The sequence below is a fragment of the Pseudoalteromonas sp. S554 genome (genome assembly GCF_005930865.1).
Lineage (GTDB): Bacteria > Pseudomonadota > Gammaproteobacteria > Enterobacterales > Alteromonadaceae > Pseudoalteromonas > Pseudoalteromonas marina.
Genome location: NZ_PNDV01000002.1, coordinates 1 through 23860, shown reverse-complemented (window position 1 = coordinate 23860; position 23860 = coordinate 1). Strand labels below are relative to the sequence as shown.

Annotated in this window: 16 protein-coding genes; 3 read left to right on the top strand and 13 right to left on the bottom strand. The window is 41.2% G+C overall.

Annotated elements, in window-relative coordinates:
* Positions 1 to 41: 41 nt before the first annotated feature.
* Positions 42 to 1781: a bifunctional protein-serine/threonine kinase/phosphatase gene (locus CWB65_RS01875; RefSeq protein WP_138739750.1), complete on the bottom strand. Its 1740-nt coding sequence runs from the start codon at positions 1779 to 1781 to the stop codon at positions 42 to 44.
* Positions 1782 to 1790: 9 nt separating this feature from the next.
* Positions 1791 to 3260: a NarK family nitrate/nitrite MFS transporter gene (locus CWB65_RS01870; protein ID WP_138739749.1), complete on the bottom strand. Its 1470-nt coding sequence runs from the start codon at positions 3258 to 3260 to the stop codon at positions 1791 to 1793.
* A gap of 288 nt (positions 3261 to 3548) precedes the next feature.
* Between CWB65_RS01870 and CWB65_RS01865 the strand changes: the two genes are divergently transcribed.
* Positions 3549 to 4304 carry a HesA/MoeB/ThiF family protein gene (locus CWB65_RS01865; protein ID WP_138739748.1) on the top strand — a complete coding sequence of 252 codons (756 nt, stop codon included), beginning with the start codon at positions 3549 to 3551 and terminating at the stop codon, positions 4302 to 4304.
* A 13-nt stretch (positions 4305 to 4317) separates the two neighbouring features.
* On the opposite strand, the gene CWB65_RS01860 is transcribed toward CWB65_RS01865, so the two are convergent.
* The 3 genes from CWB65_RS01860 to modA are packed head-to-tail and all read right to left on the bottom strand — an operon-like array spanning position 4318 to position 6764.
* Positions 4318 to 5346 (bottom strand): ATP-binding cassette domain-containing protein, encoded by a 1029-nt coding sequence (locus tag CWB65_RS01860; protein ID WP_138739747.1) that lies wholly within the window; start codon positions 5344 to 5346, stop codon positions 4318 to 4320.
* A gap of 1 nt (position 5347) precedes the next feature.
* Entirely contained in the window at positions 5348 to 6025 is a 678-nt protein-coding gene (gene modB, locus CWB65_RS01855; protein WP_006794381.1) for a molybdate ABC transporter permease subunit, read from the bottom strand.
* Positions 6012 to 6764, bottom strand: a complete 753-nt coding sequence (gene modA, locus CWB65_RS01850; RefSeq protein ID WP_138739746.1) for a molybdate ABC transporter substrate-binding protein — start codon at positions 6762 to 6764, stop codon at positions 6012 to 6014. The genes modB and modA overlap by 14 nt, the downstream gene beginning before the upstream one ends.
* A 42-nt stretch (positions 6765 to 6806) precedes the next feature.
* Here modA and moeA point away from each other — a divergent pair, with 42 nt between their 5' ends.
* A complete protein-coding gene (gene moeA, locus CWB65_RS01845) occupies positions 6807 to 8021 on the top strand; it encodes a molybdopterin molybdotransferase MoeA (protein ID WP_138739745.1) in 1215 nt (404 codons plus the stop codon).
* Between the two features lie 83 nt (positions 8022 to 8104).
* Here the strand turns inward: moeA and CWB65_RS01840 are convergent, their stop codons facing one another.
* The 8 genes from CWB65_RS01840 to CWB65_RS01805 all read right to left on the bottom strand — a co-directional run bounded on the left by CWB65_RS01840 (position 8105) and on the right by CWB65_RS01805 (position 21497).
* On the bottom strand, positions 8105 to 9988 hold the full coding sequence (locus tag CWB65_RS01840) for a hypothetical protein (protein ID WP_138739744.1): 1884 nt from the start codon (positions 9986 to 9988) through the stop codon (positions 8105 to 8107).
* A 9-nt stretch (positions 9989 to 9997) separates the two neighbouring features.
* Positions 9998 to 11089: a hypothetical protein gene (locus tag CWB65_RS01835; RefSeq protein ID WP_138739743.1), complete on the bottom strand. Its 1092-nt coding sequence runs from the start codon at positions 11087 to 11089 to the stop codon at positions 9998 to 10000.
* A 64-nt stretch (positions 11090 to 11153) separates the two neighbouring features.
* Complete coding sequence (locus tag CWB65_RS01830; RefSeq protein WP_138739742.1) at positions 11154 to 14195, bottom strand: hypothetical protein; 3042 nt, start codon at positions 14193 to 14195, stop codon at positions 11154 to 11156.
* 569 nt (positions 14196 to 14764) lie between these two features.
* On the bottom strand, positions 14765 to 15931 hold the full coding sequence (gene prpF / locus CWB65_RS01825) for a 2-methylaconitate cis-trans isomerase PrpF (protein ID WP_138739741.1): 1167 nt from the start codon (positions 15929 to 15931) through the stop codon (positions 14765 to 14767).
* A gap of 14 nt (positions 15932 to 15945) precedes the next feature.
* On the bottom strand, positions 15946 to 18552 hold the full coding sequence (acnD, locus tag CWB65_RS01820) for a Fe/S-dependent 2-methylisocitrate dehydratase AcnD (protein ID WP_138739740.1): 2607 nt from the start codon (positions 18550 to 18552) through the stop codon (positions 15946 to 15948).
* A 76-nt stretch (positions 18553 to 18628) separates the two neighbouring features.
* Entirely contained in the window at positions 18629 to 19756 is a 1128-nt protein-coding gene (prpC, locus tag CWB65_RS01815) for a bifunctional 2-methylcitrate synthase/citrate synthase (RefSeq protein WP_138739739.1), read from the bottom strand.
* Positions 19757 to 19802: 46 nt separating this feature from the next.
* The gene (gene prpB / locus CWB65_RS01810; protein ID WP_006794390.1) at positions 19803 to 20681 is read right to left on the bottom strand and encodes a methylisocitrate lyase; all 879 of its coding nucleotides are present in this window, start codon (positions 20679 to 20681) and stop codon (positions 19803 to 19805) included.
* A gap of 129 nt (positions 20682 to 20810) precedes the next feature.
* A complete protein-coding gene (locus tag CWB65_RS01805) occupies positions 20811 to 21497 on the bottom strand; it encodes a GntR family transcriptional regulator (protein ID WP_010556308.1) in 687 nt (228 codons plus the stop codon).
* 265 nt (positions 21498 to 21762) lie between these two features.
* On the opposite strand from CWB65_RS01805, the gene rsmF reads away from it, so the two are divergent.
* The gene (gene rsmF, locus CWB65_RS01800) at positions 21763 to 23202 is read left to right on the top strand and encodes a 16S rRNA (cytosine(1407)-C(5))-methyltransferase RsmF (protein ID WP_138739738.1); all 1440 of its coding nucleotides are present in this window, start codon (positions 21763 to 21765) and stop codon (positions 23200 to 23202) included.
* Positions 23203 to 23860: the final 658 nt, after the last annotated feature.

The following is a 23860-nucleotide window of genomic DNA, read 5'->3' as shown; positions in this document are numbered from 1 at the left end:
TAATAGGTAAATTTTTTTTTATGATTTAACATGTTTATCTCTTAGTTTTTAATTATGAGTACACACACCAAGGCTATAAATAAACACAACGAAATACTTTTCCAGACTAAAACCGGATCGCGTTTCATTATTGAGTCTTTCGGGGCGGTACTTTTTAAATGTGGATTAGGTTTATTGATATCGCTTATAAATTCAGAAAATGCGTGGTATCTGAATTCAGGTTTGGGAGCCAATGCTTTCATTAAAGCCTGATCTAACCAAAACGGGATATCTGCTCTGTGTTTACGAATACTAGTGTATTGCCAGTGACTGTAATCTTTTGGTACATGATTATGCGCGAGTGGCTGATACGGCAATTTTGAACATAATAATTCGTACGCAACAACGCCTAGCGAAAATAAATCACTCTTAAAATCGGCGTGCATAGTAATAAGCGTCTCTGGTGCGGTGTAATCTACCGTACCTTGCGGGCAATCATCTGCAATTTGCTTTACCGACTCATCCATAGCCGCAACACTCACCGTGCCGTAATCGATTAATGTTACTTTGCCGTGAGCGTCTATCATCACGTTATCGAGTTTTAAATCGCGGTGCACCATATCCAAACGCTGAAACGCTCTAAGTGCTTGTACTATTTGTTCAATAATACTGCGCACTTGGGTAATTTCTGGATGCGGCACATCATGTTTCCAATCGCTCAGTGTTTGCCCGTCCATGTATTCGCAAATATGATATAAAAATCGGCTTTGCGATTGCGTATTTAAAACCTTCATTACATTAGGATGATTAATACGTTGCCCTACCCAGCCTTCTCTTATAAAGCCTTGAAGGTAGTGCACATCGTCTTCAAAATTTACCGAAGGCGCTTTTAATACAACCGGCGGCGTATCGGGTGTTTGTTGCACTAAATAAATGTGCGAGCGGCTACTAGCGTGTAATTCACGGATAACAGTAAAGTCATCAATTTTTTGGCCAACTTTTAACGGTGGCGGAATCTTCCGCCTTGTTAAAGAGTGATATAACTCGTCTAAATTTTGTTTTGCAATACTATTCACTTTTACAAGTAAGCAGCTTACGTTGTCGTCACTGCCTCTTGCTATGGCAAGCTCTGTGACTGCTTTTGCTGCGTGCTCTAAATTAGTATGCTCATCAATTAGCTTTTGTATATCACTGTATGGCAATACATCGTGTACACCATCGCAGGTAAGTATATAAATATCATCAGCTCTAAGTTCAACTTCGTATACATCAATTTCTTGATGAAGCTGCGCGCCTAAAGCTCGCGTTAGAGTATCGTTTACTTTATGGTCGCGTGTTATCGCCTCCATACTTTTTGCACGTAACCGCGTAATTCGGGTATCACCTAAATGAAAAATATAACCCGTGGCCGATTTTAAAATAAGCGCTGTAAACGTGGTCATCCAATCTGCTTGGCGCTGGCCAAGGTGATTGTAGTTAACCGATTGCGAATAAAGCCACTGATTTAAACTGGCCAATACCTTAGATACCGACTTTTTAACGGCCCAACTTGGTGGTGTATTTAAATACTCATTTATAAAGTGCGTTACCGATAACTGTGACGCTTGTTTAGCATTTTTTGCTGATGAACACCCATCGGCCAAGCAGGCAATAACCCCTTTTGACTCTTTTTCTTGCGCTTGAGTATTAAGAGCAGCAAACGCATCTTGGTTTTCGGTTTTTATACCTTTGCTACTGTGCCCACCAAACTCAACGTTAAGTTCGTTTGTAAGTGCGCTGGCTTTTTGGGTTTCATCAAACATATGTATGCCTTAAGTCACAGAAATAAGTTCAACGGTGCCATCTTCGTTTACTTCTGTGATGTGGCCATCGGGTTCTTTCATGAAAAATAATGCACCTAAGCCTAATAATGCACTTGACGCAATAATCATAAAGAATGTTTGGTAATCAACTAATGAGAGCGCCGTTAAATACACAACAGCCCCTACATTGCCGTAAGCTCCCGTCATACCAGCAATTTGACCCGTTAAACGGCGTTTAATAAGTGGTACAGCCGCAAATACAGCGCCTTCCCCTGCTTGCACAAAAAACGAACACGCCATGGCAGCAGCAACTGCAAGCCAAAGCGGCCAGCTAGCGTCAACTAAGCCCATAACAAAATAACCTACAGCTAAGCCTGTGGTAAGTACAATAAGTGTTTTACGACGACCCATTCTATCTGAGATCCAACCACCACCCGGGCGAGAAGCTAAATTCATAAACGCATACGCTGATGCAAGCAAACCTGCGTATACCATATCAAGGCCAAACACCTCACTAAAAAATAATGGCAACATAGATACAACGGCAAGCTCTGAGCCAAACGTTGTAAAATAAAGAATATTTAAAACGGCAACTTGTTTAAATTCGTAACGGTGTGATTCAGGAACAGGTTGCTTAAAAATATGGCCGTTTATGTCGTACATTTTATACACTTCGTAAAGATAAAGCAGCACCAAAAATACATATGTACCAATAACAAAATTTTCTGAAAGTAAATTTGCACCAGTAGGAGAAAGCTTCCAAGTAAGTAGTGCTAAAGCACCGTACATAGGTAGCTTCATTATAAGAAGTAGTACAAAGTCGCCTTTGCTGGTTACTTCCATTGCTCCTACTTTTTTTGGTTTAAAGTAAGTGCCACCTTTTGGCGTGTCAGTTACGCTGATGTACCAAATAACACCAAAAATGACACTTAATACACCGGTTAGGCCTATCGCATAACGCCAGCCATCGTCACCGCCAAACATAAGCGCTAATACAGGTAATAGCATTGCAGCTGCTGCCGAACCAAAGTTACCCCAGCCACCGTAAATACCCTCTGCTGTACCCAACTCGTTTGCCGGGAACCACTCGCTCACCATGCGAATGCCCACAACAAAACCCGCACCAATAAAGCCAAGTGCAAAACGCGCGATAGCGGCTTGCTCAAACGTGGTGGCCATCGCAAACATAAAACATGGGATGCTACATAAAATCAGTAATGATGCATAAACGATGCGAGGCCCAAATTTATCAGTTAACATACCCACAACCACGCGAGCAGGAATGGTTAGTGCCACATTTAAAATAAGTAGCGTTTTTACTTGTGCCATAGTAATACCTAGCGAACCCGCTATAGCGCCTAATAATGGCGCATGGTTAAACCAGACAAAAAATGAGATAAAAAACACCATCCAGCTTAAATGCAGTATTTTCATTTTTCCGCTAAACGATATGAGATTAAACCCAGTACTCGGTTGCATGTTATTTTTCCTTAGTTACGTTTGTAGTTATTTATAGCAGTTACTACTTTATTATTAATTACACCGCTACATTTGTTAATTTCACGTTAACCATACTGAGCAATTAGTGAGCCAATAATTTATTTCATTAAAAATCATTAGCTTATGTTTTTACTAATTCGTTATAATTTTCATTTGCACTGTTAAGGTAATCAATGTGAGCACTAACAGTGCAATTACTTTTAACCGCGTTCTTGCCCACATATTCTAAAAATTGCTATTGTGTATAAAAATAATGAGAAGCCGCTAATGACTAAACCAGCCCTGACTTACCAACAACAACTACGCTACTCGCGCCACATAATGCTTCCTAAATTAGATATAGAGGGGCAAGAAAAAATATGGCAATCTCATGCGCTTATAGTCGGTTTAGGTGGTTTGGGCTGCCCGGTTGCTCAGTACTTAGCTGCCTCCGGTGTGGGTACGTTAACGCTTGTAGATAACGACGTGGTTGATGCTACTAACTTGCAAAGGCAGGTGCTTTATAAACAAACAGATGTGGGAAGCTTAAAAACACACGCCGCCAAAGCGCAGCTAACTAGCTTAAATGATGAAATAGATATACATACAATCGATGTATTTTTAGACGAAAAGTCAAAGCTTGACGAGCTATTAAAAAATATTGATATAGTTATTGATTGCTCTGATAACTTAACTACACGTAATGTATTAAACACAGCCTGTTATAAAACAAAAACCCCACTAGTATCGGGCGCTGCAATTAGAATGGAAGGCCAAGTTGCCTGTTTTACAATGCAAGAAAATAGCCACTGTTATGAGTGTTTATCGCAGTTTATGTCTGATCAAACACAAAGCTGCTCAGAATCAGGCGTGCTATCGCCCATTGTAGGATTAATTGGCAGTATTCAGGCCACTGAAGCCTTAAAAATGCTTGCTGGATTACCAAGCGGGTTGAACGAGCATTTACTGCTGGTTGATGGTTTAAGTATGGAGTTTAGTCGCTTTAAAATCACAAAAAACAGTCATTGTGCTACGTGCAGCTAAAACCCACTTCAAATTACTCTAGTTTATGAATAGTCGCATAAAGTGTATCGCCTACTTTATAGTTATTTTGATCCCATACTCTTGGTGAAAGTAAGCAGTACAAGCTTTGTCCGTCTACATCTAGCGTAAGTTGCCATGTTTTATCTATAAGTTCTGCACTGTGCAGCGTACATATTAAAACATTGCTGTTATTTGTGTTTAATGGCATTTCTGCACTTACTGATATTTGCTCACACTCTAATATAAGTTTATTTCCTTGCTCTACAGCGCTCGGTAATGCAAATAGCTGCTGCTCGCTTTTGTGTAGTTTAAGCAAATACACACCGTATTTTTCATCAAATGTAATGATTTGAAAGTTAATTAAGCTTAGCGGTGCTTGTTTATTATTAGCGTAAATAGCTTTAGCCACCTGTGCACTCGGGCCGTGGTTAATTACTTTACCCTTATTAAGCTGCACCAGGGTATCGCAACAAAACAATAGTTCTTTTAACGAGTGGCTCACTATAATAAATTTAATAGTAAACGTTGCCGCCAATTCACTTAATGTTGAGAGTGTTTTAAAGCGCAGCGGCCAATCAAGAGCGCTAAATGGCTCATCTAAAATAATTAATTTTTGACCTGCCAACAACGTACGTGCAAACACCACCCGTTGGCGCTCCCCGCCAGACAAGCTCTGAACGTTGCGTTTAAGTAAGGGGTGTAACTCAAGTGCATCAATAACTTTTTGTTCAGTTAAGTCAGTTTGCCTATTAAAACAATGCTTTTGTGTAAACGCTAAATTACCTGCTACATCCAAATGCGGAAATAATGGGCAGGACTGAACTTGCAACGTAACACCGCGTTGTTCAGTTGGTATATGACGTACCGATTTATCATTTATATAAACACTCTGCTCACCTTCAAGGCCACTAATACAACGTAGCAAGGTGGACTTACCGGAGCCCGATGGGCCAAAAATTCCCGCAATAGTAAAAGATTCAAGGTGAAGGTTTATGTCTAAATCAAAGCTATTTAGCGATTTATAAAGGGCTAACTTAATCATATTATTGCTTAACCCCCACTATGCTTTTATTAAATTTAAATAACAGCACTAAACACGCAAATGAAATAGCCAGTAAAATAAGCGAAAGCTGATGCGCCGCTGCATAGTTTAACGACTCAACATGGTCGTACAAAGCAATAGAAACAACCTGTGTTTCTCCTTGTATATTGCCACCAATCATCAGCACTAAGCCAAACTCCCCGAGCGTATGCGCAAACCCCAGTGCAAATGCACTACCAATACTAGGTTTTAACAACGGCAATATTAAGTAAAAAAAACGCTTAAAGTGGCTCAAACCCAAGGCAATTGCAGCCTCGTTATAGGTGTGGTTAATCTGCTTAAACCCTGCCACTAAGGGTTGCATTACAAACGGCAAAGAATAAAAAAGTGAACCAATAACAACACCCTGAAAACTAAACGCAAGCTGGGTGCCTGTTAGCCAAAACCAAAATTGCCCAAAAGCATGTGTGGGTGAAAATAAAACCAGTAGATAAAAACCAAGCAAGGTCGGTGGCAATACTAACGGCATTGCAATAAGCGCTTCTAAAAATGGTTTAAATTTACCTTTGTACCCCGCTAGTTTGTATGCAACAGGAATACAAAAAACAAGCAGCAACACAGCCGTTATAAAAGCTAACTTTACCGTCAGCCACAGTGCTGTTAAATCACTTTGAAGCATTGCTATCCTTTGTTCTATATCCTAATTCAACAAGCTTAAGTTGAGTGCTGCTGGTCATTAAAAAGTCCATAAGCTTTTGAGCGCTTGCCAGTTTTTTACTCGATTTAATAATAACCCCCTGTTGAATAATTTCGGGATACTCGCTAGGCGGTATTAACTTGTACGATAAATACTGTGGGTCCTGGCTATTATTAAACGCCATTTTTAATGTAGAGACAGCCACGATCCCTACAGATGTATTCCCACTTTGAACAAACTGAAAAGCTTGCGTAATATTATTACCATACACATAATTTATTGGCTTTTTAAAATTGGCATTAGCGTAAAACTCAGACGCCTGCCCATAAGGTGAAAAACGCGGATTAGCGATCGCCACTTTATTATTTACTTTATTAGCATTGGGCTGCCATACAGCAAGTTCACCCAGTGCATAGGTAATTAAACTACTTTGACTAGCAAATCCTTCTTTTATTAAAGCTTGCGGGCGCCCATCGTCAGCCGATAAAAACACGTCAAACGGCGCACCATGTACAATTTGAGAGTATAAAACACCGCTAGAGGCCGCTGATATTTTTACTTGTATACCCGGTATTGGGGAGTCTTGCAGTAAGGTTTGTAACACGGTTTTAAAATTACTTGCCACCGCAACATGTATTGTTTCTTTTGCGTTTAACGAGCTTGAAAACACGCAAATACTAAACAAAAAATAACCCAGCCATGTATTGTAAAGCTTTGACATTGTAAGTATTGTTTTAAAAAATGAATTAAGTAAGCAATATATATGAACGATGTTTGCAATGCACCCGGTTTATTACCAATAGAAACCGCAATCAGTAATATGTTAGATGCAATTAGCTTTAATAAGCATGCCGAAACAATACCTGTAATGAGTAGTGTTGGCCGAATTTTGGCTACTGATGTTCAATCAACAATTAATGTGCCCGCACATGACAACTCTGCGATGGACGGATATGCATTGTGTATTAGCGACGGCCTAACCACCTACACGCAAATAGGCAGTGTATTTGCGGGTCAAACCTTCGACAAAACGCTAACGCCCGGTCAATGCGTAAGAGTTATGACCGGTGCAGCACTTCCACCAGGTGCTAACGCCGTTGTTATGCAAGAAAACGCCACTGTAAATAACGATGAAATTACTTTTACAGGCACTATTGAGCACAATAACAATGTCCGTTTTGCAGGTGAAGATATTGCAAAAAACAGTGTGGTATTAAAAGCAGGCAGAAAGCTTAAAGGCGTAGACGTTGGATTATTAGCCTCTATTGGTATTAACGAAGTAAACGTTTACCAAACACTCAAAGTAGCCGTGTTCTCAACTGGAGACGAACTAATAGAGCCGGGTAATGCACTTCCTGCTGGCGCTATTTATGAAAGTAATCGCGCTGTGATTATTAGCGAGCTTAATAATCCAAATATAGAGGTGATTGATTTTGGTATTATTCCCGATGATAAAGCGCTTATTCAAAAAACCTTTTTAAAAGCGGACGAGCAAGCCGATGCCGTTATTAGCTCTGGTGGTGTATCGGTTGGTGAAGCCGACTTCACAAAAGAAGTACTAAACGACATTGGCGATATACACTTTTGGAAAATAGCCATGAAACCAGGCAAACCATTTGCTTTTGGTAAATTGCCTAACAGCTACTTTTTTGGTCTACCTGGCAATCCAGTTTCTGCAGCCGTTACGCTTGAGCGACTTGTAAAACCAGCATTGACCAAACTATCTGGCAATGAGCCTAAACCCACACTTCGTTTAAAAGCAGTCACAACTCAACAAATTAAAAAGCGCCCAGGCCGAACAGACTTTCAACGTGGTATTGCCAGTAACGACGAAAACAACAACCTTGTTGTCACACCTGTTAAAAAACAAGGCTCAGGCGTATTGTCGTCTCTCAGTAAAGCTAACTGTTTAATTGTAGTCCCTGCGCAAAGTGGAAACATTGCACAAGGCGAAACTGTTGAAATAGAACTCTTATAATGGCAGTTACAAAATACAAAAAGCCCAACTAGGTGTTCACCTTGTTGGGCTTTTTAATATTAGTTTATAAAACTAACGGTGGTTTAAAACACCGATTCAAAATCACCATTTGGAAATAAAACACCTGGGATCCCACGAACAGCGGTAACCTCAGCAATTTTTGTATCACCAAAGTATAAGCCGCCGCTGTAATTACGACCTGCTTGTTTTACATCTAACCAGCGACCGTTTTCACCTTTTGCAACTAGGCTAATATTACCATTAACATCGCGAATACGAAGATCCAACGCCTGTCCTTGAGCACTCACATATATATCCGTTGATGTTAGCTCTGTTAAATTATCTACAGCACCCACATAAGCAAATTTAAAATCGTTAGCGGCACTTAGTGGAAAATCTAATTCAAAAGTAAAGGCTAAATCATCATTTTCCTCACCAATAAAAGGTGACGATTCAATTGCAGTTATATGAAACGCAGTACTTTGAACTTCGCTTTCAAAGTCACCTTGAAAATCGAAAGACGATAACGTAGTGGATACCTCGCCAAATGAGTCCACAAAACGGTTTAGGTTTAACGATAAATCGCCTGCTAATTCACCATTAGCTTTATTAATAACAACATTAGTAGTAAGTTGTGCAATACCTGTATCAGCATCAGGATTTGTTTCGTTTACAACGTCAATACCATCAAACTGAATCAGCAACTCGCTAACATCAACACTCAGTAAAGTTGAGCCATTGGTTACCGTAGCACTCATTACACCCTCAATTTTATTACCTAACACGCCACTTACTCTAAATGTAGGAATAGATAAGTCTATGCTAATCGGTAAGTTATCGTAGGTACCCGTTATAGCCCAAGTATAAGGCGATTTACTGTAATCAATGTCTAAATCTCTCAGCGAATATTGCCCAGCAGGTACTGAATCATCAGCCAAAGGTGAATAATTCGTTATAACCTCGTTAAGCGCATTAGTCAGTGCTGTAAGCGTTGCTTGAGTATCTTCGTCAAACGCACCCTCTAGTTCAGCAAATTTAGCGTCGAGTTCATTTGAGTAGCTTTTTTCTTGAAGCCTTGCAACACCAATAATATTTCTAACATCAACAAGCAGCTCTCTTGACTCTAAGCTCTGTGCTTCACTCACACGTGGCTCCCACTGCTGATAAGTAGTAACACTCGCAATGGTTTGGTTTACTTGGCCTGCTACATTAGGAAGTAAGCCATTTCCCTGTTCACTAAACAGGTTATCAGGAATATATTGAGCAGCTAATTGACTGTAATCTCGCCATGCTTGTTGTTCGCTATCATTACTAGAAAAGGCATTAAATGCAGTATCAACGTTAAAGGTACTGTCAGCTACGCCTGCAATAATAGCGGCATACGTAAAGGCATTTGTGACCATTTCAGCTTCAACACTGGCTGTAAGGTTACTGTGCGTTAAATGATAAAACGGCGTGGCCGATAAACTTGCTTGCACTGCACTTAAGCCTGCATCAGTAATCGCTGTACTTAAAGGAGAAAAATATAGCGCGTTAACACCAGGGGCAATAAATGCATCTGCTTTATAATTTAATGTAACAGACGTTGGTTCTTGAAAATCAACTAAACGGTTACCGTTTAAATCATTAGGGTCATCACGTACTGTTCTGCCACACCCTGTAAATCGTGGACAAGATAACAACGTATCATCAGGTATAAATTCAAAGCGGCTGTATGTAAGTGGCGTTACACTTATGCTAAACGTATTAATGTTATCTACTTCAATCGACTCTTGAATAACCCCTTCGTTATTTAAAATATTGAGTGTACCCTTCGGCGACTGCCAGTTGGCGACATAAAAACGGGCTGTTGAATTAGTTGTAATTTGAGTTACAGCCACACTTTCGTTGTTATCAGAACTAGAAGATGATCCACCACAACCCGCTAATGCTACTGCAACCCCTAAAGGTATAATTTGTTTTAACATCTTCATTCCTTAAAACTTAATGTTCATGTACCAATTTATATTTGCATAATACGCTTTATCCAAATCTAAACTATCGGTTTGCAGATTAAGACCAAAAAACTCGCTTTCAATACCCACTAAATAAGCCTTGCTTTTAGTTTCATAGCCAGCCTGTACTTTCCAATGATCCCAAAAATGAACTCGCCCTTTTAACTGGCTAAATGTATCTTGATCGTAGCGTTTAAGAGTTAATTGAGTCGAAAATCGATCATTTATTCTATAGTCAGCAAACGCTTGCATGCGCATTTTCATATCAAAATCATGAGATTGCGTATTTCCAAACGACGATGTTTTTAACGATACAGTTGGCTGCGTAGTTATATCGCCATTATCGTTTTGGCTAAATGGGATCTCGGTTGTTTGCCCATTTACAAACCCACTGTCTTCATAATCAGTTTTATACAGCAAGTCTTTAACGCTAAAGCCTACATGCAACTCGTCATTTACTTGCCAATTAGCAAATATATCTAGGCTATAACCTAACCCTTCTGGGTTTTCAGGTGGCGTAAATTTTTTAAATAAAATATCTTTTGAATAGTTATAATCTACAGAAATATCGCCTTCTACTTCATCGCTGTAAATACGCCCGTCAACAATCCCGTCTTGAAAATGCGTACTAGCAAAAATAGAAAGTTTTGGTGTAATGGTTAATGCGTTTTTATCTAAAAATTGAAAATCGTAAGACGCAAATATACCATTAGAGGTTGCTTGTTTAGCGTCTAAATAATAGGTGTAGTATCTATCTTCAAAAGCCAAATCATTTTTTTCAATGTGTGTGTATTTTGCCGTATCTGGATCAAAATTTAGTACGTAGTCAAAGCGACTTTGTAAACCAACTTTAAAATTACCGTACCCAACACCAACTTCAAAAATATTGTACGTAAATGCACTGTCACCCGATGTTAGCGGCGCATCAAAGTCATCGACAAATGCCTGAACTGGTTGCGCTTCGGTATAGATTTCTGCGTCAAAATGAGTAAAAACTTGAAACTGATTATTAGCGGATGCAAGTGGAGATAGTAGAGCTGATGAAAATCCTAGCAAAAGAATTTTTTTTTTCATAATTTAATCGCTTTCAATAAAAAAAGGGAAAAGCACGCAGCTTTTCCCTTTAATAGTTTAAAAATTACTTGCTTGAGTCAATTAAATCAACATCAGTGTAATCCATTGTTACACCATCAATGTAAGAGATTGAAAGCCCATTAGTAACTTTAGTAGCAGTACCAAACGACATCATCATGCCGTTATACATAGCTTTAACGTCGCCAGTGTAACCTGAAGACTCAGCACCCGTAAGAGATAATGTGTAACCCATTGCTGCGTCACCTTTAACCATTACATCTAGCATGCTTTGATCTTCATCACCGCTTGCGTCAACCGTACCCATAACTTTAAAGTCTAGGTCGCCAGACATACCTTCAAGAGTAACAGTACCCATGTCAGTCGCGTCATCAGCAGTTACATTTAACATACCAGTAAACCCAGAATCACCGTCCATAATTGTCACGTGGTTCCAAGTTTCAGTATTAACGATTTCAGCATCATCTACTGTGTCAGCATCAACTTCGCCGTCAAAAGTAAATATTAAACAAGAATCAATTTGAGTCTCGTCAATAGTACCGGCTGCAAAATCAACACAATCTGCAAGAGCATTAGTTTGCGTGTCTGCAGTCATTAGCTCAACCGTAGCATCACCACCAACTAACGTAGCGCCCCAAGCAACAACTAACTGCTCACCTTGGTAAGATGCAGCAGCGCTGATCATTTCACCTGTGGTTGCATTGTTAAGCATAAGCGTTAGGTCGTCTAAGCTGTAAGCATAAGTCCAGTTAGGTTGACGAGTAGACGTGCCTTCACCTGAGTTACCCATATCAGCTAGCTCATCAATAACGTCTGCTAAAACATCAGCTGCATCAAGAACCGCTTCACCACCAGTGCTTGTAAGTACAGTCATTGTGCTTAGTGACTCTGATGTTGCTTTAACAGATACAAGAACTTCAAACTTAGCAATTGCATCTTGCGCCGTTAATTGTAGAGCATACGCTGTAGCAAACTGCTCTGATGCAAGTTCAGCTTTAGCAGCAGCCGTAACAGCCATTGCCTCTGCAGAATCAATTAAATCTTGTGCATCGGCACTGTCAGCATCTAAAGCTAAGTAAGCTTCTGCAGCAGCTAATGCTTGTGCAATAGCAACTTCGAATGCGTCAACACTTGCAGCAAAGTCAGAAGCCGCAACAATCGCAGCATCTGCCTTAGCTAGCGCCTCAGCTGCATTATCAGCGTTGTTTACCATTGCATTTTCAGCATCTGTAAGCGCGGTTGTTGATGCTGATTCAGCAGTCATTGCAGCCGTTTCAGCCGCTTGCGCTAGTTCGTTAGTTTCTGTAGCAAGGGCAGCTGCTGCTGCAACTGCTGCATCAAACTCAGCAAGCGCTGCTTCAGCTTCAGTAACAAGTAATGCAAGTTCTGTGTTAAACGCTGTAACTTTTTCAATTTCAGCTGAAGAACCGGCTACTAGCGCGTCTGCATCATCTAAAATCTGTTGGTAATCAGAGCTATTTGCCACAAGTAAAGTAGCAACAGACACTAAACCTTGAGACTGTACAAACAATGCATTCGATTCACCGGCTAAATCAGCAACTGCAGCTTCATTTACAAGTAACTCAACCGCATTTGCAAATGCTACTGCTGTGTCTGCGTCAACTACAGTGTCACCACCTAGTGCTTGTACTGCAACTAAATCAGCTTGCGCAGCAGTAACTGATGCCTGAATTGACACTAGCTCAGCTTCTGCAACAGTTACCGCAGCAGTTACTTTAGCTGCAAGTTGCATGTAGAAACCATCGCCTACTGTACAATCGTCAGTACAACCAATTTTCTCAAGTGCTTTTTTAGATTTTTCAGCAGCCTTAGCTAAACCAGCATCACTTGCTGCGCCATTTTTAACAGCTTTGTCTTTTGCAGCTTTTGCTTTTTTAGCAATACCTGTTGATTGTGCAGCAAATGCCGCCTTTTCAGCGTCAGTTGCATCTGGGTTGTTTACAGCAAATGCAGCCGCAAGAGCAGCTTCAATATCGCTTTCTTCACCAGTAGCAATTGCAAAGAAAATATTAGCCGTATTTGTAGCAGCTTGTTGCAGTGCAGTAGCTAGTGCAGCTATGTCTGCATCGTCACTACCTGTTACTTTACCTGCTTTAATACCAGCAATAAGCTTTGTCATGTTGCCGTTAATATCCGCAAGGCCTTGAATAGATGAAGCAACTTGAGTTAACGATAAAATACCATCGTCTAGCATTTCTTCGCCATCAACGTCAGCTAAATCGACTGCACCGCCGTTTGAAACATCACCTAGCAAAGAAGCAAGTAAAAGCGCTGTATCTGGGCCTAAAACTTGAACTAGTACGTCAACACTTGAATTTGCAATACCTTCAGCATCAACACCTTCGCCGGCATCAATTAATAGTTGTGAAACAAGCGTTGTTAAGAAAGTCGCGTTTGCTCTAAGTGAACGCGCTACGTTTGCGTCGCCTAAAACGCCACTTGCGCCAGATGCATCAGCTTCTACCGCTGGCACAAATTTAACAACAGAAAGCTCTAGGTCTGTTTTGTACCATTCGCCAAACTCAATTGCTGTATCGCCATCGTTAACGTCGTCTTCTGCTGGTGCTTCGTCGTAAGTACCACAACCTAGGTATGCATCACAACGTAGGTAGCTGTCGTCGCCTTCAGCTGATGTTTTAACAGTAATGTATACTGGACCTGTAAAGTCGTCTTCTAGGAATACACTGTAACGACCGCTTTCATCTGTTAAAACAGCGTCTGGGTTTGCTGCTAAAATACTTGCCGCTACTGCTTCATCAGCAGCTTCTTGAGATAAACCTTCAGCAGAGAAAGTTTCAGCATCCGCAGATGCCGCTAAACGAAATGGTACTGCTACCATTTGGCCTGTTGAATCCAATGTTGAAACGCTAACCACCGCGTTCATCATTGCACCTTTAACTGCTTTACCTGTTACTTCAACGTTAAACTGGACGCTATCTGATGAATCAAAAGACTCAACAGGTGGAACATAAACATTTCTGTCATTATCAGAACCACACGCAGTTAATCCGAGTGTAAGTGCAACTGATGCCGCTATTGGTGTAAATTTGATCATACGCTTCGCCATTTATTTCTCCTTGATAGCCATGAAATAAGTATCTGAAAAAGTTTGGTTAAACTTAGGTCAGCTTGCTGTTCATTTACAAAAAATGTAAAAAAACACAATAATCTAACCTTTGTTACTAGAACTTTAAAAGTACCATTAAGCTATGAGTTGTTGCTACATATTTATACATTTTAAATGATGTATTTTTAGTTTAACGCCATGTTATATTTTTTATAGGGTTTATTTTAATTCAATAACCTAAGTTACAGCCGAAAAAAATTAAACACGCATGCTTACAATATAACTTGTTTGTTGAGTGATTATTACATTAAATTTAGTTTGTTAAATTTTTTCTTCAAGTATTTGCGACAGAACATTAAAAATAAATGCAGAACGGAGATAAAGCAACCCAAAAGAACTGAGCTCTTAATTGAAAGTAAACCTTTAGAACCAGGAAAGCCAATCCCTTGTTTTTTATTTATTTTAAAATCCTGCTTAATTGTTACTGCATTATTAATATTATTACGTTAACCCTAACTGACTAAAAGGGTCTTTTAATTTCACAAAGTTAATAATGCAGTAAAAAATTATTAAAAGGGAACTCTTACAACCCCTTCCATCAATACTCTGGCGCTTCGGCTCATACTCGCTTTAGTAACTTGCCAGTCTCCATTAATCTTTTTAGCTTCAGCGCCTACTTTTAACGTGCCCGAGGGGTGACCAAAATTCACTTCACTCAATGCGCCACCACCAGCAGCCATATTTACTAACGTACCGTCAACTGCTGCTGCGGTGCCAATTGCAACGGCGGCTGTTCCCATCATGGCATGATGTAATTTACCCATCGACATAGCACGTACTAATAAATTAATACTACCAGCAACAATGTGTTTACCGCTTGATGCGTTATACGCCACAGGCTTAGCAACAAACGCAACTTTAGGTGTATGCTGGCGCGCTTGTGCTTCATTTATATTCGTAATTAAGCCCATTTTAACAGCGCCATAAGCACGAATTGTTTCAAGCTTTTTAAGCGCAGCGTCATCGTTATTAATGTCGTCTTGCAGCTCAGTGCCGGTATAACCAATATCTTTAGCATTAATAAAAATAGTTGGAATACCCGCATTAATCATTGTCGCCTTTAACGTACCAACATCTGGCACCTCTAAATCGTCAACAACATTACCCGTTGGAAATAAAGCCCCATCCCCATCAGCAGGGTCTACAAACTCAAGCTTTACTTCTGCTGCAGGAAACGTCACGCCGTCAAGCTCAAAGTCACCGGTTTCTTGCACTTCGCCATTAGTCATAGGTACATGCACTAAAATGCTTTTTTTAATATTAGCCTGCCAAACACGCACAATAGCTATGCCATTATCGGGCACACGGTTTTTATCAACTAAACCATTACTAATAGCAAAAGCCCCCACGGCTGAAGTTAAATTACCGCAGTTACCGCTCCAATCAACAAAAGCTTTATCAATAGCTACTTGCCCAAACAAATAATCTACATCGTGATTTGTTTGCTCACTTTTACTTAAAATAACCGTTTTGCTGGTGCTTGATGTTGCACCGCCCATGCCGTCGGTTTGTTTACCATAAGGATCGGGGCTACCAATAACACGAAGCAATAAATTATCGCGCGCCTGACCTGCCACTTGGGCAGGCTTTGGCAAATCGGTTAAATTAAAAAACACACCTTTACTCGTGCCTCCACGCATGTAGGTCGCGGGCACTTTTATTTGTGGTTTAAACATTTTTTAAATCCTTATTATGCGTTTGTCGCTTCTAAAAAGTCTTGAGCAAAACGCTGTAATACACCACCAGCAGCGTAAATAGAAAGCTCTTCTTGCGTATCTAATCGGCATTTCATTGCTGCAGTTAGCACTTCACCATTTTTGCGGGTGATCACAAGCTCTAAAGTGGCGCCCGGTGCTGGTGCGCCTTTTACATCGTAACTTTCACTACCATCAAGGTTTAATGTTTTACGGGTAGTGCCTGGTGCAAACTCAAGCGGTAAAACACCCATGCCAATTAAATTTGTGCGGTGAATACGCTCAAAGCCTTCAGCAGCTATAACTTCAACACCTGCAAGCCTTACCCCTTTTGCCGCCCAATCGCGCGACGATCCTTGCCCGTAGTCAGCACCGGCCACAATAATAAGAGGTTGTTTACGTTGCATGTAAGTTTCGATTGCTTCCCACATGCGCGTGTTTTCACCCTCTGGCTCTATACGCGCGTAAGACCCCTGCTTAACGTCACCGTTTTCATCAAGTACCATTTCGTTAAGTAATTTAGGGTTTGCAAACGTGGCACGCTGCGCCGTTAAATGATCGCCGCGGTGCGTTGCATACGAGTTAAAGTCTTCTTCTGGTACATTCATTTTAGTGAGGTATTCGCCCGCAGCACTGCTTGCCATAATTGCGTTAGAAGGTGATAAATGATCCGTTGTGATGTTATCGCCCAATACTGCCAAAGCGCGCATACCACTCATGGTGCGCTCACCAGCAAGTGCACCTTCCCAATAAGGCGGGCGGCGAATATACGTACTTTGCGCTCGCCAATCGTAAAGTGGGTCGTTGTCTTCACCGTAATCTACGGTTAAGTCAAACATAGGCTCGTACACTTTTTTAAATTGCTCAGGTTTAACGCTTTGCTGAATTACCGCATCTATTTCTTCATCGGTTGGCCATAAATCTTTAAGCGTTACATCATTACCTTGTTGATCTTGTCCTAAAATATCTTTTTCAATATCAAAACGAATCGTGCCCGCAATAGCATAAGCTACAACCAAAGGCGGTGATGCCAAAAAGGCTTGTTTTGCATAAGGGTGAATACGCCCGTCAAAGTTACGATTACCCGAAAGCACAGCCGTTGTGTATAAATCGCGATCTATCACTTCTTTTTGAATCACAGGGTCAAGCGCCCCACTCATACCGTTACAGGTAGTACACGCAAAGCCAACAATACCAAAACCAAGCTGCTCAAGCTCTGGCAATAGGTTTGCGTCTTCAAGGTACGATTGCACGGCTTTAGAGCCCGGCGCTAACGACGTTTTAACCCAAGGTTTGCGCATTAACCTTTTTGCATTCGCATTACGCGCAAGCAAACCTGCAGCTATTACATTGCGCGGGTTGCTGGTATTAGTACAACTGGTAATTGCCGCAATAATACACGCACCGGCTGGCATTAAGCCTTCTTCGTTTTCAACAACGCCCGAAATACCTTCTTTCGCTAAATCGCTGGTTGAAACACGACGATGTGGATTAGAAGGCCCCGCAATATTGCGGCCAACACTTGATAAATCAAAAGTCAAAACACGCTCGTATTTTGCGGTTTTTAAGCTATCGCTCCAAAGGCCAGCCGTTTTAGCGTAGTTTTCTACAAGGGCTATTTGCTCTTCATCGCGCCCTGTTAAACGTAAATAGTCTATTGTTTTATCGTCGATATAAAACATGGCCGCAGTCGCACCAAATTCTGGCGTCATGTTCGAAATAGTTGCTCTGTCGCCAAGCGTTAGCGCATCGGCGCCTTCGCCGTAAAATTCTAAATAGGTCGATACAACACGCTGCTCGCGTAAAAACTCAGTAATCGCCAACACAATATCGGTAGCGGTAATACCAGGCTGGCGAGTACCCGTAAGCTCTACGCCTACAATATCGGGTAAACGAATGTACGACGCGCGGCCAAGCATAACGCTTTCAGCTTCAAGCCCGCCTACACCCACAGCAATAACACCTAAAGCATCAACATGCGGGGTGTGGCTGTCGGTCCCTACAAGCGTATCGGGGAATGCAATGCCATCGCGGTTTTGAATAACAGGCGACATTTTTTCAAGGTTAATTTGATGCATAATGCCGTTACCTGGCGGGATCACATCAATATTTTTAAACGCGGTTTTAGTCCAGTTTATAAAATGAAAACGGTCATCGTTTCGGCGGTCTTCAATGGCACGGTTTTTTTCAAACGCCTCAGGATCAAAGCCTGCATGTTCAACCGCTAACGAATGGTCAACAATTAACTGCGTTGGTACCACAGGATTAACTTTAGACGGATCGCCACCTTTAGCCGCAATGGCATCGCGCAAGCCTGCTAAATCAACAAGGGCCGTTTGGCCTAAAATATCGTGGCACACCACACGCGCCGGATACCACGGAAAATCTAAATCTTGCTTGCGCTCAATTATTTGGCTAAGTGCATCGGTAAGCATCGCAGGGTCGCAACGGCGTACTAAGTTTTCTGCAAATACACGCGAGCTATAAGGAAGTGTGGCATAAGCGCCTGGTTTAATGGCATCAACAGCGGCTTGGGTATCGTAGTAATCTACATTTGAGCCCGCAAGCGGTTTGCGGTACTGAGTATTGTTAATTATGGTCATAATAAAAATTCGCTAATAAGTGACGGGAAATAAAAAGGCAAAAAGGTGAGCTAGGCTCACCTTACATGCTAACTAATTAGCCTCTTGATTCAATTGGCGTATAGCTGCGTGCGTCTGGCCCTGTGTAATCTGCACTTGGGCGAATAATACGGTTATTAGCACGTTGTTCTTTAACATGTGCTGTCCAACCTGTAACGCGGCTCATTACAAATATTGGCGTAAACAATTTAGTGGGAATATCCATAAAGTGATAAGCCGATGCATGGAAAAAATCAGCATTACAAAATAACTTTTTCTCGCGCCACATTACTTCTTCACAACGAACAGAAACCGGGTAAAGCACATCATCGCCCACCTCTGCCGCTAATTTTTCAGACCACTTTTTAATAATTACATTACGCGGGTCCGACTCACGGTAAATAGCATGGCCAAAGCCCATAATTTTATCTTTACGCTCAAGCATACCCATTACTTCTTGCTCAGCATGCTCTGCGCTAGTAAAGCCTTCAATCATATCCATTGCAGCTTCGTTTGCACCACCATGTAATGGCCCGCGTAACGTACCAATCGCACCCGTTACACACGAATGAATATCAGACAAGGTAGAAGCACATACGCGCCCTGTAAATGTAGAGGCATTAAATTCGTGCTCTGCGTATAAAATAAGCGACACATTCATTACTTGCGCAAACAACTCGCTTGGTGCTTTGTCGTGTAATAACGTTAAAAAGTGTGCGCCTACTGAATCGTCGTCTGTTTGTGTTTCAATACGAACACCATCGTGTGAAAAGCGGTACCAGTAACAAATAATACTTGGGAACACTGCAACCATGCGGTCAATCGCATCGTTTGCTTGGCTAAAATCAAGTTCCATTTCAAGGTTACCCAACATAGAGCAACCCGTACGCATTACGTCCATTGGGTGCGCGTCTTTAGGAATATTTTCAAGCACCGTTTTAAGTGCATCTGGCAAGCCACGTAAGCTTTTTAATTTTGCTTTGTACTCAACCAACTCGTTAGATGTAGGTAACTCACCGCGTGAAAGTAAAAACGACACTTCTTCAAACTGCGCTTTTTCAGCCAGCTCGCTGATGTCGTAACCACAATACGTTAAGCCCGAGCCACTTTGGCCAACTGTACATAATGCCGTTTGGCCTGCTACTTGTCCGCGTAAGCCTGCGCCGCCTAATGCTTTATCTACCATGATCTTCTCCTATCTTAAATTTGTGTGTTGTCTAATTTAATAATTATTATTTGTCAGATTTTGATGAAAAAAGGTTATCGAGTGTGTTTTCGTATGTGTGGTAATCTAAAAAGTCATAAAGCTCAGCTCGGGTTTGCATGTTTTCAATTTCGCTTTGTTGCGAGCCTTCATTTAAAATAGCCGAGTAAACGTTAAGTGCCGCTTTATTCATCGCTCTAAACGCACTGAGTGGGTAAAGCACCATTTCAACGCCCACATCACTTAGCTGCTCTTTGGTATAAATTGGCGTTTGGCCAAACTCAGTAATGTTAGCCAAAATAGGCACATTTAACGCATTGGCAAACGCTTGGTAATCGGCAAGGTCGTGCACGGCTTCAGCAAAAATAGCATCGGCGCCAGCTTCAACACAGGCTGCTGCGCGGTCAATAGCCGCATTTAAGCCTTCTTTTTGAAACGCATCGGTGCGCGCCATAATGTAAAAATCGCTATCGGTTTTTGCATCTACCGCGGCTTTAATTCGGTCAACCATTTCGCCTTGGCTAACAATTTCTTTATTTGGGCGATGGCCACAACGCTTTTGCGCCACTTGATCTTCTATATGAAAACCCGCCGCGCCTGCTTTGGTCATTTCTTTAACGGTACGTGCAATATTAAACGCCCCGCCCCAACCGGTATCGGCATCAACAAGTAAAGGTAAATCGCTTGCACCGGTAATACGGCGAATATCTTCAAGCACGTTGTCTAGGCTAGTCATACCTAAATCAGGCATACCGAAAGAGGCATTAGCAACACCCGCACCCGAAAGGTAAATAGCTTGGTGGCCCATTTTTTCAGCCATCATGGCTGTGTAGGCATTAATAGTGCCCACTACTTGTAATGGGCGGTTATTAGCAATAGCTTGTTTAAATTTATATCCTGCTGACATGTCATTTCCTCTCTTTGAACGGTGGCTACATGGAGTAACTTATATTTTTAATCTTTGTATATGACGCTTTAACTATTTTTCTTAACTTTTAACTATTAGCGGCTTTTACCAATCTGTATGAGTAAACAGTTATTCAGATTGGTATAAATCAAATTTGGTTTGAATATTCGCTTGCGACGCACTTATATGGCGCTTCATTAGCATTTCGGCCAGTTCGCCGTCGTGGTTTTCAATCGCGTTAATAATGGCTAAGTGTTCGTCAAACGCTTTTGATACACGCGGCCCCACCATACCCATTTGCACGCGGTACATGCGTATTAATTGATACAGGTCGTTACAAAGCAAATGAATCAAATGCGCATTTTTACTACCTTTAATAATGCGATAATGAAAATCTAAATCGCCAGCTTCTTGGTAGTACGACTCGCCTTCTTTAACGCGCTGCGTTTGTAAATGTTGATTAAGTAATTGCTTTAAGCCTTTAATTTCATCAGGCTCCATATTGTCGGCAGCTAATCGGCACGCCAAGCCCTCAAGCGAACTGCGCACTTGGTAAACTTCAATTAAGCGCTCAGCGGTAAGTGCTACAACACGGCAACCTACATTGGCTTTGCGCTCAACTAAATAACAGCTTTCAAGGCGGTTTAGCGCCTCACGCAATGTTGCGCGGCTTACGCCGTAACGCTTTGCAAGCTCGGGCTCAGAAATTTTACTACCTTGGGCAATAGTGCCTTCAACAATCTCACGGCGCATATTTACAAATACCTGATCGGATGCTGTGGTAACGGGCGCTTCGTTTGAAAATGAGTCTGTCATAAGTTAATTTTTGGATTGTCGACAATTTGTATCGCCATAATGGGCGCATTAAAAAAACATGTCAACCCTAAAACCCAATATAAAGGCTAAAAAACAGCCTCATTGTCGACACTATTAGTCTAAAGTATGATCAAAATAGCTTATAAATACCTAAAAAACACAAAGTGTCGACAGCGAAACTTAATTAGGTGGCGCGTTTTTATCACTGAAATTTAGTTATTTAAATGCTAAAATCGCGCTTTATTTTTAATGTACGAGCTAGCGCGTGAACGCCAATACTTTTATTCCTGAGCACTTTATAGACGACGTAAAAACCTACCTGCCAAATCATTTAAAGTTAGATGACTTTATAAATGCGTGTCGTCGCCCACTCAGAAAATCTATCCGCGTTAATACATTAAAAATAACCGTTGAAGACTTTATTAAAAAAGCGGAGCAAAAAAATTGGCAACTTACGCCAATCCCTTGGTGTAGCGAAGGCTTTTGGCTAGAACGCCCAACTAATGAAGAACAAAACCTAGCCCTGGGTAATACCGACCTACATTTAAGCGGCGCCATGTACGTACAAGAGGCAAGCTCAATGCTGCCGCCTATCGCGCTTAAGCAAAGCATACAAACAAGCAACACAGTGCTTGATATGGCGTCGGCGCCGGGTTCTAAAACATCGCAGCTAGCAGCACTAATGAACAACCAAGGCGTGCTTGTAGCAAACGAGCTCTCGTCGTCGCGTTTAAAAGTATTGAGTGCCACCTTAAAACGTATGGGTGTGGGTAACTGTGCGCTTTCACACTTTGATGGCGTTATATTTGGTAACTACATGTATGAATGTTTCGATAGCATATTGCTAGACGCGCCCTGCTCTGGCGAAGGCACCGTACGTAAAGATGCAGACGCATTAAAAAATTGGTCAATCGAATCAAACATTCAAATAGCCCAAGTACAAAAAGATTTAATAAAAAGCGCATTTTACGCGTTAAAACCCGGCGGCACGCTGGTGTATTCTACCTGTACGCTCACACCGCTCGAAAACCAGCAAGTATGCGAATTTTTACTTGAAGAATTTGGCGAGTTTATAGCGCCCGAGTCACTCAGCGATTTATTCCCGGGGGCCGACAAAGCAACAACGGCCGAGGGCTATTTGCACGTATGGCCGCAAACATACGACAGCGAGGGCTTTTTTATTGCTAAATTTAAAAAGCACGCAAGTTGTAACAACCCAAATCAAACAGTCAAAAAAGGCGCATTTCCGTTTACTGAGTTTGATAAAAAACCAACAACCGCGTTTATGAGCGAGCTTAAAAAGCACTTTGGTTTAACAAGCCTACCCGGCACATTAATGCAACGCGACAAAGAACTGTGGCTATTCCCAAAGGGGTTTGATGCCATTCAAAACAAAATTAAATATGCCCGCTTAGGTATTCAAATAGGCATTATTCATAAAAATGGTGTAAGGCTCACTCACGAATTTGCCACCGTGTTAGGTAACGCATGCAAAACCAACACGTACGCGCTTAATAGCGAACAAGCAAACGACTATTTTAATGGTAAAGATGTACGATTAGCCGAGCCCACAAAAGAGCTGGGCGAAGTTGTATTAACATTATGCGGCTGCCCCATTGGGCTAGGAAAATGGCAAAAAAATAAGATCAAAAACTCACTACCACGCGATCTGGTTCAAAATACACAGTTAATAACGTGGGAGTAAATACGAATAAATTGCGTATAAAATGTGTACAACATAGTTAAGTAACTGTATTTGCTGCAGTATAAAAAACAACCTAAAAATGTGTAATTTTAAGAGCTTTGGCTATACTTAAAATACTTTCAACTTCTCCCTATGAATTAGAAAGTTTTTTGTTAGCGCATGGCTCCAAAGAGCCCGTTATAGCCCAGAGTTTCCCTAAATCACTCTGGGCATTTTTTTGTCTACTTAAATACACCAGTGAAATAAAATAAAATTCACAAAGAGGTTAAGAGACGCTCCGCTTTAGAGCAGTGATTTAGTGATTAAATAAAAAACAGCATTACTGCCTTAATGTTTTCTCATTTACTTCTCATTCGCTTCTCTTTGTGTAAATGATCTTTTAAAAAGAAGCTTCGCTTTTAACGTGAGCAAGCTCTACGTCTACAAAGCAAAGTCAATTTTACACCGTAGGCGTGAAGCTTGCTCACGCAAGTTATTAAAAAATAATTAAATATTCACAAAGAGGTTAAGAGACGCTGCGCTATAGAGAAGTGATCTAGTGATCTAGTGATAAAGTAAGGAAATCATAATTTGTGTTTTAATGTCTCCTCATTTACTTCTCTTTGTGCAAATGATCTTTTAAAAAGAAGCTGCGCTTCTAACGTGAGCAAGCTCTACG